Origin of the sequence: Pseudooceanicola marinus (genome assembly GCF_002786295.1) — a bacterium.
Taxonomy (GTDB): Bacteria; Pseudomonadota; Alphaproteobacteria; order Rhodobacterales; family Rhodobacteraceae; genus Pseudooceanicola; species Pseudooceanicola marinus.
Window position 1 is genome coordinate 140,313 of sequence record NZ_PGTC01000029.1, and the last position, 13,885, is coordinate 154,197.

The 13,885-nt window shown below is 67.7% G+C and carries 19 protein-coding genes and 1 tRNA gene; 10 read left to right on the forward strand and 10 right to left on the reverse strand.

Annotated elements, in window-relative coordinates:
• The first annotated feature begins 21 nt into the window (after positions 1–21).
• Positions 22–666: an imidazole glycerol phosphate synthase subunit HisH gene (gene hisH, locus CVM50_RS20055; protein ID WP_085887167.1), complete on the forward strand. Its 645-nt coding sequence runs from the start codon at positions 22–24 to the stop codon at positions 664–666.
• A 4-nt stretch (positions 667–670) separates the two neighbouring features.
• Here the strand turns inward: hisH and CVM50_RS20060 are convergent, their stop codons facing one another.
• The 3 genes from CVM50_RS20060 to CVM50_RS20070 form a co-directional block, all read right to left on the reverse strand.
• On the reverse strand, positions 671–1,219 hold the full coding sequence (locus tag CVM50_RS20060) for an AAA family ATPase (protein WP_085887168.1): 549 nt from the start codon (positions 1,217–1,219) through the stop codon (positions 671–673).
• A gap of 40 nt (positions 1,220–1,259) precedes the next feature.
• Complete coding sequence (locus CVM50_RS20065) at positions 1,260–1,682, reverse strand: DUF2147 domain-containing protein (RefSeq protein ID WP_085887169.1); 423 nt, start codon at positions 1,680–1,682, stop codon at positions 1,260–1,262.
• Positions 1,683–1,949: 267 nt separating this feature from the next.
• Entirely contained in the window at positions 1,950–2,333 is a 384-nt protein-coding gene (locus CVM50_RS20070) for a DUF2147 domain-containing protein (protein WP_085887170.1), read from the reverse strand.
• A gap of 210 nt (positions 2,334–2,543) precedes the next feature.
• On the opposite strand from CVM50_RS20070, the gene hisA reads away from it, so the two are divergent.
• The 6 genes from hisA (at position 2,544) to CVM50_RS20100 (ending at position 5,444) form a co-directional block, all read left to right on the forward strand.
• A complete protein-coding gene (gene hisA / locus CVM50_RS20075) occupies positions 2,544–3,266 on the forward strand; it encodes a 1-(5-phosphoribosyl)-5-[(5-phosphoribosylamino)methylideneamino]imidazole-4-carboxamide isomerase (RefSeq protein ID WP_085887171.1) in 723 nt (240 codons plus the stop codon).
• Positions 3,263–3,562 carry a hypothetical protein gene (locus CVM50_RS20080; RefSeq protein WP_157792248.1) on the forward strand — a complete coding sequence of 100 codons (300 nt, stop codon included), beginning with the start codon at positions 3,263–3,265 and terminating at the stop codon, positions 3,560–3,562. The genes hisA and CVM50_RS20080 overlap by 4 nt, the downstream gene beginning before the upstream one ends.
• On the forward strand, positions 3,559–3,939 hold the full coding sequence (locus CVM50_RS21835) for a hypothetical protein (protein WP_198431953.1): 381 nt from the start codon (positions 3,559–3,561) through the stop codon (positions 3,937–3,939). The genes CVM50_RS20080 and CVM50_RS21835 overlap by 4 nt, the downstream gene beginning before the upstream one ends.
• Positions 3,936–4,268 (forward strand): hypothetical protein, encoded by a 333-nt coding sequence (locus CVM50_RS20090; RefSeq protein WP_085887173.1) that lies wholly within the window; start codon positions 3,936–3,938, stop codon positions 4,266–4,268. Before CVM50_RS21835 ends, CVM50_RS20090 begins: the two co-directional genes overlap by 4 nt.
• 73 nt (positions 4,269–4,341) lie before the next feature.
• Entirely contained in the window at positions 4,342–5,103 is a 762-nt protein-coding gene (gene hisF, locus CVM50_RS20095) for an imidazole glycerol phosphate synthase subunit HisF (RefSeq protein WP_085887174.1), read from the forward strand.
• A 20-nt stretch (positions 5,104–5,123) separates the two neighbouring features.
• Complete coding sequence (locus CVM50_RS20100) at positions 5,124–5,444, forward strand: phosphoribosyl-ATP diphosphatase (RefSeq protein WP_085887175.1); 321 nt, start codon at positions 5,124–5,126, stop codon at positions 5,442–5,444.
• Between the two features lie 4 nt (positions 5,445–5,448).
• Here the strand turns inward: CVM50_RS20100 and CVM50_RS20105 are convergent, their stop codons facing one another.
• The 3 genes from CVM50_RS20105 to rlmB all read right to left on the reverse strand — a co-directional run bounded on the left by CVM50_RS20105 (position 5,449) and on the right by rlmB (position 7,898).
• Positions 5,449–6,330: a DMT family transporter gene (locus tag CVM50_RS20105; protein ID WP_085887176.1), complete on the reverse strand. Its 882-nt coding sequence runs from the start codon at positions 6,328–6,330 to the stop codon at positions 5,449–5,451.
• A gap of 42 nt (positions 6,331–6,372) precedes the next feature.
• Positions 6,373–6,807: a CoA-binding protein gene (locus tag CVM50_RS20110; RefSeq protein WP_085887177.1), complete on the reverse strand. Its 435-nt coding sequence runs from the start codon at positions 6,805–6,807 to the stop codon at positions 6,373–6,375.
• A gap of 311 nt (positions 6,808–7,118) precedes the next feature.
• Positions 7,119–7,898 carry a 23S rRNA (guanosine(2251)-2'-O)-methyltransferase RlmB gene (gene rlmB / locus CVM50_RS20115; protein WP_085887178.1) on the reverse strand — a complete coding sequence of 260 codons (780 nt, stop codon included), beginning with the start codon at positions 7,896–7,898 and terminating at the stop codon, positions 7,119–7,121.
• A gap of 259 nt (positions 7,899–8,157) precedes the next feature.
• Here rlmB and CVM50_RS21620 point away from each other — a divergent pair.
• Positions 8,158–8,241: transfer RNA gene (locus tag CVM50_RS21620), tRNA-Tyr, on the forward strand.
• Positions 8,242–8,513: 272 nt separating this feature from the next.
• On the opposite strand, the gene CVM50_RS21625 is transcribed toward CVM50_RS21620, so the two are convergent.
• From CVM50_RS21625 to CVM50_RS20130, 4 genes are read right to left on the reverse strand one after another with little or no spacing between them, the layout of a single operon-like run.
• Entirely contained in the window at positions 8,514–8,678 is a 165-nt protein-coding gene (locus CVM50_RS21625) for a hypothetical protein (protein WP_157792249.1), read from the reverse strand.
• Between the two features lie 21 nt (positions 8,679–8,699).
• Positions 8,700–9,611, reverse strand: a complete 912-nt coding sequence (locus tag CVM50_RS20120) for an SDR family NAD(P)-dependent oxidoreductase (RefSeq protein ID WP_085887179.1) — start codon at positions 9,609–9,611, stop codon at positions 8,700–8,702.
• Position 9,612: 1 nt separating this feature from the next.
• Positions 9,613–10,422 carry an enoyl-CoA hydratase/isomerase family protein gene (locus tag CVM50_RS20125; RefSeq protein WP_085887180.1) on the reverse strand — a complete coding sequence of 270 codons (810 nt, stop codon included), beginning with the start codon at positions 10,420–10,422 and terminating at the stop codon, positions 9,613–9,615.
• Positions 10,419–12,137, reverse strand: coding sequence for an AMP-binding protein (locus CVM50_RS20130; RefSeq protein ID WP_085887181.1), 1,719 nt, complete (start codon positions 12,135–12,137; stop codon positions 10,419–10,421). The genes CVM50_RS20125 and CVM50_RS20130 overlap by 4 nt, the downstream gene beginning before the upstream one ends.
• A gap of 120 nt (positions 12,138–12,257) precedes the next feature.
• Here CVM50_RS20130 and CVM50_RS20135 point away from each other — a divergent pair, with 120 nt between their 5' ends.
• Both CVM50_RS20135 and CVM50_RS20140 read left to right on the forward strand, forming a co-directional pair.
• On the forward strand, positions 12,258–12,755 hold the full coding sequence (locus CVM50_RS20135) for a MarR family winged helix-turn-helix transcriptional regulator (RefSeq protein ID WP_085887182.1): 498 nt from the start codon (positions 12,258–12,260) through the stop codon (positions 12,753–12,755).
• A gap of 85 nt (positions 12,756–12,840) precedes the next feature.
• Positions 12,841–13,869 carry a TRAP transporter substrate-binding protein gene (locus tag CVM50_RS20140; RefSeq protein WP_085887183.1) on the forward strand — a complete coding sequence of 343 codons (1,029 nt, stop codon included), beginning with the start codon at positions 12,841–12,843 and terminating at the stop codon, positions 13,867–13,869.
• Positions 13,870–13,885 lie beyond the last annotated feature (16 nt).

Here is a 13,885-nt window from a genome sequence, read left to right on the forward strand (position 1 = left end):
CGGATCACGAAAGGCGCCCCCATGCTCACCGTTCTCATCGATTACGAAAGCGGCAATCTGCACTCGGCCGAGAAGGCGTTCCAGCGCATGGCGCGGGAGGTCGGCGCGGGCGAGGTGATCGTGTCGGACCGCCCCGAGGACGTGGCGCGCGCCGACCGGATCGTGCTGCCCGGCGACGGGGCCTTCCCCGCCTGCCATGCCGCCCTGGCCGGTGCGGGCGCGGGCTCCGTGCTGGAGGCGCTGCGCGAGGCGGTTGAGGTGAAGGGCCGCCCCTTCATGGGCATCTGCGTCGGCATGCAGCTGATGGCGCGCGTGGGTCACGAATACGAGGAATGCCCAGGGCTCGGCTGGATCGACGGCGAGGTGACGAAAATCCTCCCGGAGGATCCAAAGCTGAAGGTGCCGCACATGGGCTGGAACGATCTGGTCATCGATCGCCCTCACCCTGTGCTGGAGGGGATCGAAACCGGTCACCACGCCTATTTCGTGCACTCCTACCACATGAGCGTCGCCGACCCCGCGCAACTGATCGCCCACGTGGATTATGGTCAGCCGGTCACGGCCATCGTCGGGCGCGACACGATGGTGGGCACGCAATTCCACCCGGAAAAGAGCCAGGCCAACGGGCTGCGGCTGATCGCGAACTTCCTCAGCTGGAACCCCTGACCCCTCAGCCCGGCGCTTGCAGCCAATCTGCGATGTGCCCGGCGGCCTTTTCGGCCGACAGCGCCGTCACATCCAAAGCCAGCATGCGGTCCGCGCCGCAGGACAGCAGCGGCTTGCCCGCATCATGCTTGGCATCCGCATAGGCCGGATCGCGCGGCTTGCCTGCCCCGGCCCGCTCGGGCGCGGCCATGCGGCGACGGTTCTCGGCCCGATCGCAGGACAGGTTGACCACCGCCAAGCCGCCCCGGGCTGCCCCCAGGTGCCGGAGCCTGACAAGATTTTCCTCGATCCAGGGATCGAGGGGCAACCATCCAGCCAGCACATCGGTGAAAATGACCATCCGCCCGGGTGGCAGCGCCAGGATGCGGGGATCGACCACCGACCAGACATCGCGAATGATGTCGAAATAGGCCTCCGACTTCGGCGTGGCGAGGGCGTAGGCCGGATTGTAGAGCGTGTGGATGTCCAGAAGCACCGCGCCAGTTCGGTCGGCCAGATGACGCGCGATCGTCAACTTGCCGACGCCCGGGTAACCGTTCAGAAGCAGGATCATGCTCTCCGCCCCCGGATCGCGGTTTTAGACAGGTAGCAGGTCAGTGCACCCGTCGCCAGGTCTGGCTGTTGCAGATGATGCCGGCACAGCCGCGCACCTCCAACTGATCGCCCTGCACCTCGACCTTGGCCGCCACCACCTTGTCCAATAGCGGCACGTAAACCTGCCCCTGATAGGCGCCGCCCGCGGCGGGTTCCATGCCGCGCAGAACCATCTCGCCCACGGCCTTGGTCACGATCTCCTGCCCTTCGGGATCGAAGGCCCGTTCCAGGCGGCCACAGTAGGCACCACCGCAATCGCGGATGACCACGTGGCCGGTCTGTCCCTTGCGGTCAGGGGGCGAGGCCCAGGTGCCGACGACCGGCTCCGCAGCGCCGGCCTGCCCGGCCATCACCGCCAGCAGGCACCCGCCCAGCACTCGCCGCAGGGTCGCGCCCTTGCCTGAAATCTGATCCGTCATCATCGCTCGATCTCCCTTCTGGAGTGCTCCCACCCATAGTGGATCCCGGATTCCTGGCGCCGCGCGCCGCTCCCGCCATGATCGGCGACAAGACGTAGCAGAAATCCCTTCGCAAAAAGAGAACGCCGGAGTCGAAAGCGCGGTTCCGGCAGGAACTGGCCGAGGAAATCTCGCGATTTTTCTAAGAATGGCCCCTTTGGCGCCGTGACTGCCCCGCGCGACGCGGGGCGTCGGAGCCGGGGCAGGTCTGCGCCCGCCCCGCCGACCGGATCACTTCACCCGCGTCCAGGTCTGCTTCTTGCAGATCGGGCCGACGCAGCCCGCGACGCGCAGGACATCGCCCGACAGTTCCATCTTCGAACGATAGACCTTGTCGGTCGAGGGCTGCCAGATGCGCCCGTCACCGTACTTGCCGTTGCCCTCGGCCTGCATGTCCCAGACGATGGGCTTGCCGCGGTTGGCGCTTTGGTATTCGCCGGAATTGTTGAAGGTGCGGCTGATGACACCACACAGGGCGGCGCCGCAAGGGGCGAAGGTGACATGGGCGTAGCTGCCGTCGTCCACTTCTGTCTTCCAGATCCCCTCGACCGGATCCGCCATGGCCGCCCCGGCGCCAAGCGCGACGAGACCGGCCGCAACCAGTGCCTTGAACATGAGCTTTCCTCCCTCAGAACTCCTCTGGGCATACCCTGACTCCTCAAAGGTCCACCGTGCAAGGGCGCGGGCGTGTGACTTGACGTCAAGGTCAGGCATGCTGTCCCACCCGTCGCGGGCCAGCTCCGCCCGCGCCGGACGCGCTCGCACGTTGCAATTGGCGCGGCGCCCGTGCCATAGGCTTTGGCGACCAAGGAAAGGGCCCGCGCGATGATCCTCTACCCCGCCATCGACCTCAAGGACGGCCAGGCCGTGCGCCTGTTCAAGGGCGACATGGACAAGGCCACCGTGTTCAATGACGACCCCGCCGCCCAGGCGATGGAGTTCGTCGAGGCGGGCTGCGAATGGCTGCACCTGGTGGACCTGAACGGCGCCTTCGCCGGCAGCCCGGTGAACGCCGCCCCGGTCGAGGCAATCCTGGAGCGTTGCAAGGTGCCGGCCCAGCTGGGCGGCGGCATCCGCGACATGGCCACGATCGAGATGTGGCTGGGCAAGGGCCTGCAACGGGTCATCCTGGGCACCGTGGCGGTGGAGAACCCCGCGCTGGTGCGTGAGGCAGCGAAGGCCTTCCCCGGCCAGGTGGCCGTGGGCATCGACGCCCGCAACGGATATGTGGCGACCAAGGGCTGGGCGACGGAAACCGACGTGCAGGTCACCGACCTGGCGCGCAGTTTCGAGGACGCGGGTGTGGCTGCCATCATCTACACCGACATCAACCGCGACGGCGCCATGCAGGGCCCCAATATCGAGGCCACGGCGGCGCTGGCCAATGCCGTGTCGATCCCCGTCATCGCCTCGGGCGGCGTTTCCTCCATCGCCGACCTGCAGGCGCTGAAGACCTGCGGCGCGCCGCTGAACGGCGCGATCTCGGGCCGGGCGCTCTATGACGGGGCCATCGACCTGGCCGAGGCGCTGGCGGTGATGAAGGCGTGACCTCCCGCGGTCGGACCATGCTGGCCGGTTTGGGCCTGGCGCGGATCGGCATCGGCCTGCTGCCGGTGATCTCGGTCTGGTGGGCCTCCAGTTTCGCGAAGGCCCATGGCTGCACCCTGCACGAAGGGAATGCCACTCCCTGCATCGTCGACGGAGTGGACCACGGGGATACGCTCTACACCGCCTTCGTCGCGGGCTGGCTGATGCTGGTCAGCCTGCCTGTGGCGCTTCTGGGCATGGTCCTGCTGGCCGTTTTGCTGGTGCTCTGGATCATTCGAAAGGTGCGGACCGCATGACGGCGCCCCAGACGCGGATTCGCCGGCTGAACCGGATCGCGCTGGTGCTGGTGCTGACACCGCTGGCACTGTGGATCACGGCGATGGTCGTGACGCTGGCCCTCGGCGGCCTTGGCTGCGAGATCGACGAAGGCGCGGCCCATGCCTGCCGCCTGGGCGGGCTGGACCTGTCGGACTTCGCCTATAGCACAGGCGTATTCGCGGCCTGGGGCGGGCTGTTGATGCTGCCCTTCTCCGGCGGCTTCGCCTTGCTCTGGGGCGTGGTGCGGCTCATCCTTTTGCTGGCTCTGCCGCGCGGCGGGACAGGCCCGGGCCCCGATGACACGCGCTCCGCGGGCACCAAAGAAACGACAGACAGGGACGACGCGACGACATGACCAAGGACATGCTGGCCATCCTGATGGTGGCGATCCCGCTGGCGGCCTTCGGCCTCAGCTTCTTCACCCGCAACCGCTTAGCCTTCTGGCTGCTGCGGATCGCCGGGCTGACCTTCGCCGTCTCGCTGTCGCTGATGATCATCGCCGACAACAACTGCTCGGGCGACCTGCTGAACGGGCTGTCGAACTGCGCCGCCGGGCTGACCGGCCCGCTGAACGCGCTCGCCCCGATCCTGCTGCTGCTGTTCATGAGCTATCTCTACTTCGGCCCGGTGATCCTGCTGGTCAGCCTCGGGCTGGAGATCTACACCCGTGTGACGCGCCGCTGACCCGGTCCCTCTGGCCAGCGCGCCCGCCGCGCGCTAAACCGGCGCCGACCCATCCCCGCACCGGGAGATCCCCATGCTGAAGACCCGCATCATTCCCTGCCTCGACGTGGCCGACGGCCGCGTGGTGAAGGGTGTCAATTTCGTCGACCTGCGCGATGCCGGCGATCCGGTGGATGCCGCGAAGGCCTATGATCTGGCCGGCGCGGACGAGATCACCTTCCTCGACATCCACGCGACCCATGAAAACCGCGGCACCATGTTCGACGTGGTCACCCGCACCGCCGAGAACTGCTATGTGCCGCTGACCGTGGGCGGAGGTGTGCGCACGGTGCAGGACGTGCGCAACCTGCTGCTGGCAGGGGCCGACAAGGTGTCCTTCAACTCCGCCGCCGTGGCCGACCCGGACGTGCTGGCCCGTGCCGCCGACCAGTTCGGCAGCCAATGCATCGTCTGCGCCATCGACGCCAAGACCGTGGCCCCCGGCAAGTGGGAGATCTTCACCCATGGCGGGCGCAAGCCCACGGGGATCGACGCGGTGGAATTTGCCAAGTTGGTCGCGGCCAAGGGCGCGGGCGAGATCCTTCTGACCTCCATGGATCGCGACGGCACGCGCGCGGGATTCAACCTGCCGCTGACCCGAGCGATTTCCGACGCGGTTTCGGTGCCGGTCATCGCCTCGGGCGGGGTCGGCACGCTCGACCACCTGGTCGAAGGCGTGACCGAGGGCGGCGCCTCCGCCGTGCTGGCCGCCTCGATCTTCCACTTCGGCGATCACACCATCCGCGAGGCCAAGGAACACATGGCCGCCGCGGGCATCCCGATGCGTCTGCAATAAGAGTGCAATAAGAGGCCGCCATGACCGACACGCTTTCCCGCCTCTCCGCCACCATCGAAAGCCGCCGCGGCGCCGATCCCGACAGTTCCTGGACGGCCAAGCTGTTGGCCAAGGGACCGGAGAAATGCGCCGAGAAGTTCGGCGAGGAGGCCGTCGAGGCGATCATCGAGGCGGTGAAGAACGACCCCGAGAAGCTGGCCTCGGAATGCGCAGACGTGCTCTACCACATGCTGGTGATGCTGGCGGCGCGCGACGTGCCGCTGCAGGCGGTGCTGGACGTGCTGGAGGCGCGCGAAGGCACCTCGGGCGTGGCCGAGAAGGCCAGCCGCCCCAAGGGCTGAGCCGTCAGGCCGCCCCCTGCCCCGCCAGCCGCGCCTGCCGCTGGCTGACCAGAAGCGAGCCGACGCCCGACAGCGCGATCAAAGCCAGACCGGCCAGCGCCCAGACATCGGGCCAGTCGCCGAATACCAACGCCCCCAGCACCATGGCCGACAGCAGCTGACTGTAGACCAGCGGGGCGATCAGGCTGGCCTCCGCCCGGCGGCTGGCCATCACCAGCAGGAAATTCCCCATGGCCGATCCGCCGGCGCTGATCGCCACCAGCCCGGCCAGCCCCCAGTTCATCCCCGGCCAGTCTCCCCCCAGGCCGAAGGGCGTCAGCATCGCCGTGCCCAGCAGAAGCTGCGACAGCAGCAGAAAGCGCGGCCGGACCTGACCAGAGACGACCCGCGTCATCACCAGGTAGGCGCCGTAGAAGGTGCCGGCGGTCAGGGCGAAGGCCATGCCGATGGTGGCCCCGAACCCCGGTTTCACCACCAGCATCACCCCCGCAAAACCGACAGCCAGCAGCAGGCTGCGCAACGGTGCGGGGCGTTCGCCCAGGAACAGGATCGCCAGGACATAGGCCACCACCGGGCCGATGAAGAAGGCGCCAAAGACATTGGCCAGCGGTTCGGTCCGCAGGGCCGTCAGGATGCAACTGATCCCCGCGGCGATGAAGAAGCCCCGCAGCACCACGCGCCAGTCCAGCAGGCGCGGCAGCTCGGCGCGGGTCAGCCCGCTGAAGGGCAGAAGCACCAGCGCGGCCAGGCCGAAGCGTGTCCAGGCGACCCAGACCGGGTCGATGCCGGAGGAGGTCATCAGCTTGCCCGCCGTATCCCCGATCACCACACAGGTGACCGCGCCGAAGACGGTGGCGATCAGCCCGGCCAGTTCAATCCCGCGCATCGCCGGCCCCTGTGGTCATGGCGTCGCGGGCCCCGGCGCCGATCACAATCCCAGCCTCGCGATCTCGATCTTCGGGCAGCGGTCCATCACCACCTCAACGCCCCGCGCCTCGGCCATGTCGCGCGCCTCGGGGCTGATGACCCCGATCTGCATCCAGACCGTCTTCAGCCCCGGCAGGCCCGCCAGCGCCTCCTCCACCACGCGGGGCACGGCGTCGGAGCGGCGGAAGATGTCGACCATCTCGACCGCCGCGCCGAGATCGCGCCCGACCTCCGCCAGATTGGCGCGCACCCTCTCCCCGAAAAGCGTCTCGCCCGCGTGCCCCGGGTGGACCGGGATCACCCGATAGCCCTTTGCCGTCAGCATCTCGCCCACCCCGTGGCTGGGACGCGTCGCATCGGGCGAGGCGCCGACCATGGCGATGACCCGCTGTTCGGTCAGGATCCGGCGCAGGCCGGCGTCGTCTTCGATTGTCATGGCGGGGTCCTCCTGTCGCGCGTGCCGCACCAGACTGGCGTCATCACGCGGCAGAGGCAATGGGCCCCGAGTGGGGCGGGATCCCGGGGAGACCGGGCCGCAGAAAAAAGCGCCCAGGAAAACCTGGGCGCCAGTACGGAACGAGGGACAGTGAAAGGAAACATCGGCGTTCCAGGCCGGTGCTTCTGTACGATAGGTAAGGTCGCCGTACCGGACATGAAGAGGCTGTAATAGGAATGTGAACAAAGCCCTAAGGCGAAGCGTCTTCAGGCCGTCCGCCAGTCCGGTTGCGGCCCCCCGCCCGGCGCGCCTCAGCCGCGCGCGGCGTAAAGCGCGACGGCGGCAGCGTTCGACACGTTGAGAGAGCCGAAATCGCTGGCGAAGGCGATCTTCACCAGCCCGTCGCAGACCTCGCGCGTGCGCGGGCGCAGGCCCGGCCCCTCGGCGCCCAGAACCAGCGCCACCGGGCGGTCGCGGCGGCCCTCCAGGGCCTCTTCGATGGTCTGTTCGGCCTCACCGTCGAGGCCCAGGACCAGATAGCCCATCTTCTGCAACTCCAGGATGGAATCGGCCAGATTGCGGATCCGCAGGTAGGGCTGGCGTTCCAGCGCCCCCGAGGCGGTTTTCGCCAGCGCCCCGGTTTCCGGTGCCGCATGGTGGCGCGGGGCGACAACGGCCAGCGCGCCGAAGACCTCGGCAGAGCGCAGGATGGCGCCGACGTTATGCGGATCGGTCACCCGGTCCAGCAGCACCAGCCGTGGCGCGCCGCTGCCGCGGTTCGACAGCGCCACATCTTCCAGGCTGCCCCAGTCCAGCGCCTTCACCTCCAGCGCCGCGCCCTGGTGCACCGACTGCGGGTCGATGGGGGCAGCGAACTTTCGCGGGTCGCTCATCTCCGGCTCGATCCCGGCCTCGGCCACGGCATCGGCCAGCTTGTCCAGCGCGTTCTTGGTGACCACCAGCCGGACCTTTTCGCGCGCCGGGTTCATCAGCGCGTCGCGCACCGCGTGCAGGCCGAACAGCCACAGCGTCTCGGCCGCGGCCGCGCGCTTGGTCTTTTCCTTGTCGATCACCCACTGCGGCTTCTTCATCGCGCCTCTCCCGGCCGGGCCGGCCCTGCGCGCTTGCGTCAGCCCCTGCCCTGTTTCCTGCACTGCAAACTCCCGGCTCACCGCCCTGGCAAGGCCGGGTCTTTTCCCTTCTACAGGGTCCCGGCGTCCTACGCTGCCCCTGTTTTCCACGCAAGCGGAACGGGGGTGAAAAAGGCCCGGATTTTCCTGTTGACGCCCTCGGCCTGCACCCGTAAACACCCGCTCACGGTTGGCGGGGCGCTTCGCTCCAGACCAATTCGGGCGACGAGCTGCAAGGTGCGGCAGCGGACTGTAACTCCGCCGGGGAGACCCATGCCTGGTTCGATTCCAGGGTCGCCCACCATCCCCCCTCCTATCGTTTGGTGTCGATGGCCAGGTGTCCCGCACCGCCTGTTTTTCGGCCTAGTGATTTGAACAGGCTAGTGGCGGAGCGTCCCGTATTTTGGCCCCTTCCTCACAAAGTATGAACTCAGATCGAGTCCAACCAGAGTTTGGCGGGAAGTCCAAGGTCGCATAGCCTCCGTGAGCGGCTAGGTAAGTGCTGAAGGCAAGCGGTATCACTGGTCTTCTTCGTATTCAGGTATCGAAACACCACTCAAGAGGCGGCCCCGACTATCAGAGACAGCGTCCTGCTCCTTCGATCCGCACCGAGAACAGGGTGTCACGCGGAAGCAGCGGACAGGACGCATGGCCGTTAAAGGCGCCGGGCGGGTTGGTCGACAGGTCTGCGGCGCCGTAGGTCAGCAGGATGGCCATCTCGAGGCACGCGAACTGTGCCACGTCGGCGACCACCTCCCCCCATCACCCCGGGACCTTGACGCCAAAGGACTGCAGGCGATCCTTGGAGAGGTCCGCCCAAACCTGAGCGATGCTCGCCGCCGTCCAGCCGCCGGACCGGGTGACCGCGCTCAGCTCTCGCGGATGGGACCAGATCGACAGGCGGTCGCCGCCGATCCCCAGGCACTGTCCGGTGATGTCGCGCGCCACCGGCGACGCCAGGAAACTCACCAGCGGGGCGATATCCTCGGGCGTACCGATGCCCTGCTCGGCGCGCAGATGATCCGGCAAGGGCTCTCCACGGTTCAGCGCCTCAACGTAGCCGGCCAGCGACGGCATGGTTTCGGTCATTCGGGTCAGCGCCGTCGGGATGATCGCGTTGACCGCGACACCGGCGCGCTGCAGCTCGACTGCCCAGGTGCGCGCCATGCCGACGATCCCGGCCTTGGCGGCGGAATAGGCGGACTGGCCGAAATTCCCCAACTGCCCGGCAGGCGAGCCGACGACGATGATCGCGCCTCCGCCTCCGGCCTTGCGGAAGTGCCGGGCAGCGGCGCGGCCGCATTGGAAGGTCCCGCGCAGGTGGGTCCGCAACACCAGGTCAAAGGCCTCGTCCTCGGTCTTCCACAACACGCTGTCGCGCAGGACGCCGGCATTGGCGCAAAGAACGTCAAACCGACCGAAAGCCTCCAGCGCGGTCTCGATGCAGGTCTCGGCGCTGCCCTCGGTCCCGATCTCGGCGGCTACCGCCACGGCCTGACCGCCCCCGGACAGGATCTCGTCCCGGACCGCCTCCGCCGGGGCGGCGTCGAGGTCATTGACCACCACTGCCGCGCCGGCCCGGGCCAGATCCAGCGCGATGGCCCGGCCGATGCCGCGCCCCGCCCCCGTGACCAGGGCCACCTGCCCCGTCAGATCCAATGTATCCCCGGCCATCTCAATACCCCCTGTAGCGCGGTGCGCGTTTTTCCATGAAGGCGCGCGGTCCCTCGCGGGCGTCCTCGGTCTGCATCACGATGGCCTTGGCCCGGTCCTCCAGCGCGTAGCCCTCATCCAGGGGGCGCCCCATGGCCTCGGTCACGGTCTTCTTGATCTGCTGCACCGAGACCGGCGCGCTGGCCGCGATCCTGTCCGCCATCTCGCGCGCGGCCTGCATCAACCCCTCGGGCGGAACGATGCGGTTGATCAGACCGTGCCGCAGGGCGGTTTCCGCATCCATGGGCACATTGGCCACCATCATCTCCATCGCCGCCGCATAGGGGATCTGGCGTGGCAACCGGGCCAGCGCCCCGGCAAAGGGGATGACACCGCGCGCCGCCTCGGGCAGGGCGAAGCTGGCGGCAGGCACCGCCAGGCGGATATCCGTGGCCAGCAGGATTTCCATGCCGCCCGCCATGCAGGGGCCATTCACCGCCGCGACAATCGGCTTCGTCATCTCGAAGCCGCGCAGCGCGGTCCGCGCATGGACCGTCTCATCGGTAAGGAAGCGGCGGTCCCACTCCGTCTCGGGCGCCCGCCCCCCCGAAAGCAGCGGCAGCGACAGTGCCAGGTCCCCGCCCGAACAGAAGGCCTTGTCGCCGGCGCCGGTCAGGATGACGACGCGGATCTCGTCATCCTCGGCGATCTCGCCCATGGCGTCGGCCAGGCGACAGGCGACCTCGGGGCTGATGGCATTGCGCCGCTCGGGACGGTTGAAGGTCAGCGTGGCGACATGGCCGTCGCGCTCATAGAGAAAGGGCAGTGTCATCGGCGCACCGGTGTCAGCGCGCCCGAGGCGACCAGCCGCACGGCCTCTTCGCGCAGGGCGAATTTCTGCACCTTGCCGTTGGCGGTCAGCGGCAGGGTGTCCATCGCCTGAATGTATTTCGGCATCTTGTGGCGTGCCATGTGGCTTCGGCAGAACGCCTGCAATGCCTGTGCATCCAACTCAGCCCCGGGGGCAGGCATGACGAAGGCACAGATTTCCTCGCCCAGATCCGGGTCGGGCACGCCCACCACCTGGGCCTGGCTCACGGTTTCATGGTCCAAGAGACACTCCTCGATTTCGACCGGATAGACGTTCTCGCCGCCCCGGATGATCATGTCCTTCAGGCGACCGACGATCTTCAGGTGCCCGGTGGGCGCCAGTTCGGCAAGATCGCCCGAATGCAGCCAGCCCTCGGGGTCAATCGTCTCGGCGGTCTTCTCGGGCATGTCGAAGTAACCCGCCATGGTGTTGTAGCCGCGAATGCAGAGCTCCCCGCTTTCCCCCCAGGCGCAGACCGCGCCGGTTTCCGGGTGGATGATACGGATCTCGGTGCGCGGCAGGGGCGTGCCGGCGGTCGCAAGCTGTTCCTCGAAGCTGTCATCGGGGCTGGTCAGGGTGATGACCGGGCTGCATTCGGTCATCCCCATAAGGATCAGGGGGGCGCCGCCCGTCTGCTCCTTCATGCGCCGCATCAGACTGGGCGGGATATTGGTGCCGCCAGTGAAGGCCTTGCGCAGGGTGCGTATGCGATAGCGGGCGAGGTCGGGATGCTCCAGCATCCGCGTCATCATCGTGGGCACGGCGTTCAGCACCGTCGGCGCATGGGCATCCCAAAGCTCCAGCATCCGTGTCGCCTCGAAGCTGTCCATGGTCACAAGGTGCCCCCCCACGACCAGCATGGTCATCACGTTGCACACGCAGCCGGCGGTATGGAACAGCGGCATGGCGGAGAGGAGGACGTCTGCGGGGCCGAAGCCGCCGCGATCGGCGACCAGCCGGGCATTGTTGACGGTGGACCGATGGGTCAGCATCGCGCCCTTCGGCTTGCCCGTGGTGCCGGATGTGTACTGGATCTGGCAGACGTCACGGCTCTGAACCTCCGCCTGGCGGGCCGAGAGCTCGGCAGGCGTCGCCGCCCCGCCGCCGGAGCGCATCCGATCAAAGGACATGGCAAAGCCGGGGGCCGCGCCAAGGCCGACCAACAGCTCCAGCCCGGGCAGCGCCGTGCCCCCCTGTCGGCGGCCATCGTCAAGCGTTGCAAGGTCGGGCATCAGCTCCAGCAGCGACGCCGCAATATCGTTCGACCGGTAGGACGGCGCGAAGATCAGCGCCCTGGCGCGGCTCTGACCCAGCACATAGGCCAGTTCGTCGCGCAGCAGCGCCGGGTTCACGGTGACCAGCACCGCCCCCACCTTGGCCAGGGCATATTCCAGCAAGATCCATTCGGCACAGTTCTGCGCCATGACCGCCACATGATCGCCGCGGGCGATTCCCTGGGCCATCAGGCCGCGCGCCACCTCGTCGACCGACGCGCGCAGCTGCGCATAGGTCCATGTGGCGCCGCCAGCCCCGGCCCCCTCGTCGATGGTCACTGCCGGACGCGCGCCAAAGGTTGCCGCCTGACAGTCCAGCATGTCCCCCAGGGTCACGTCCAGAATCTCCGGCCCGCTGTCATCGGGGCGCCACCAGGCGTGGCTTTGCATCTCGGTCGTCATTGTCAGTCTCCTCCTCCGCGCCCCGTCTCCCCCAGCAGCAGGTCGCTGGACAGGTCGCAAAAGGGATGCTATCGAATAGTTCGACATCAATCAATCTGACATCGAACAATCGAGCAGACCATGAACGACGACCTCGACACCCGGGCCGCAGGCCCCGCCACGGAAGGCCCGGACGGGCTGCTGCCCCTGGGGGAGGACCTTCAGCATTCGCTCAACTTCCAGATCCGCATGGCGCAGATCCTGTCCTATCGGCAGTTCGAGAAGAAACAGCCGGGCTACGGGGGCGCCGCGCGCTTCCTGGGCCTGCTGTCGATCATCAAGAACAACCCCGGCGCCCCGCAGCACCGCCTGGCGGAGGCCGTGGGCCTGCAACGGTCCAGCGTGGTGCCGATTCTTGATCGCATGGAAAACGAGGGGATCGTGGAACGCCGCGACGTCGAAGGGGACCGCCGCGCCAAGGCTGTCTTCCTTACGGAAAAGGGCGACCAGGTCGTCGCCGAACTCAACGATTCGGCCCTGCAGATGGAACGCTACATGACCGCAGGGCTCAGCCCCGAGCAGATCCGGGTCATGATCGAGGGCCTCGCCCAGATCGTGGAGAACCTGCGCAAGCTCTGACAGAAAGATACCGATCCGCGTGGAGGAGACGCGGGCCGGATGACAGCTGCCGCCCCGACGCGGCGCATACTCTAGGGAGGACGACATGAAGAAGACTTTGCTCGCCGCGGTCGCGACCACGGCCCTGACCGCCCCGTTCGGCGCCTCGGCGCAGGAGGTCTCGCTGGCCTTCTCGCACTGGCTGCCGCCGGTGCACTCGCTGCAATCGACCGGGTTCGAACCCTGGATCGAGTCGATCTCGGAGGCCTCCGAAGGCCGGATCGGCATCGACATCTACCCCGCGCAACAGCTGGGTGCCGCGCCCGATCACTACGACATGGCGCGCGACGGGATTGCTGACATCACCTTCATCAACCCCGGCTACCAGGCGGGCCGCTTCCCCGTCATCGCGGCGGCGGAACTGCCCTTCCTGGTGTCCAACGGGACCACGGCCAGCAAGGCGCTGCACGAATGGTACATGGACTATGCCGAGCAGGAGATGCCCGACGTGAAGGTCTGCCTGGTGCACCTGCACGACCCGGGGATGCTGCACGGCACCGCCGGCCCGCTGGTGGCGCCGTCGGACCTTGAGGGCAAGAACGTGCGCCCGCCCCAGGCCACCATCGCCAAGATGATCGCGACCGCCGGTGGAAGCACCGTGCAGGTCCCGGTGCCCGAGATGCGCGAAATCCTGTCGTCCGGTGCCGTCGACATCACCGCCTCGCCCTGGAACTCTCTGATCCTGTTTGGTGTGGACGACGTCGTCACCCACCATCTCGACGTGCCGCTCTACTCCGTGGCCTTCGTCTATGCGATCAACAAGGGCGTCTACGAAGGGCTGTCGGATGAGAACCGCGCGGTAATCGACAACCATTGCACCCCCGAGTGGTCGCAGAAGATCGCCACCGGCTGGGCCGAGGTCGAGGCGGGCAGCCGGGCCGATTTCGAAGGGCGCGAGGGCCATACCTTCTACACGCCCGACGACGCGCAGATGGCCGACTGGATGGCGCTCTCCGACACGATCCGGGCTGGCTGGGCGGAAGATGCCGCAGCCGCCGGGCTGGAAGATCCGCAGGCCGCCCTGCAGGAGCTGGTGGATGGCCTGACCGAGGCCGGTGGCGCCTTCGGACAGTGACGCCCTGCCCCGGCTC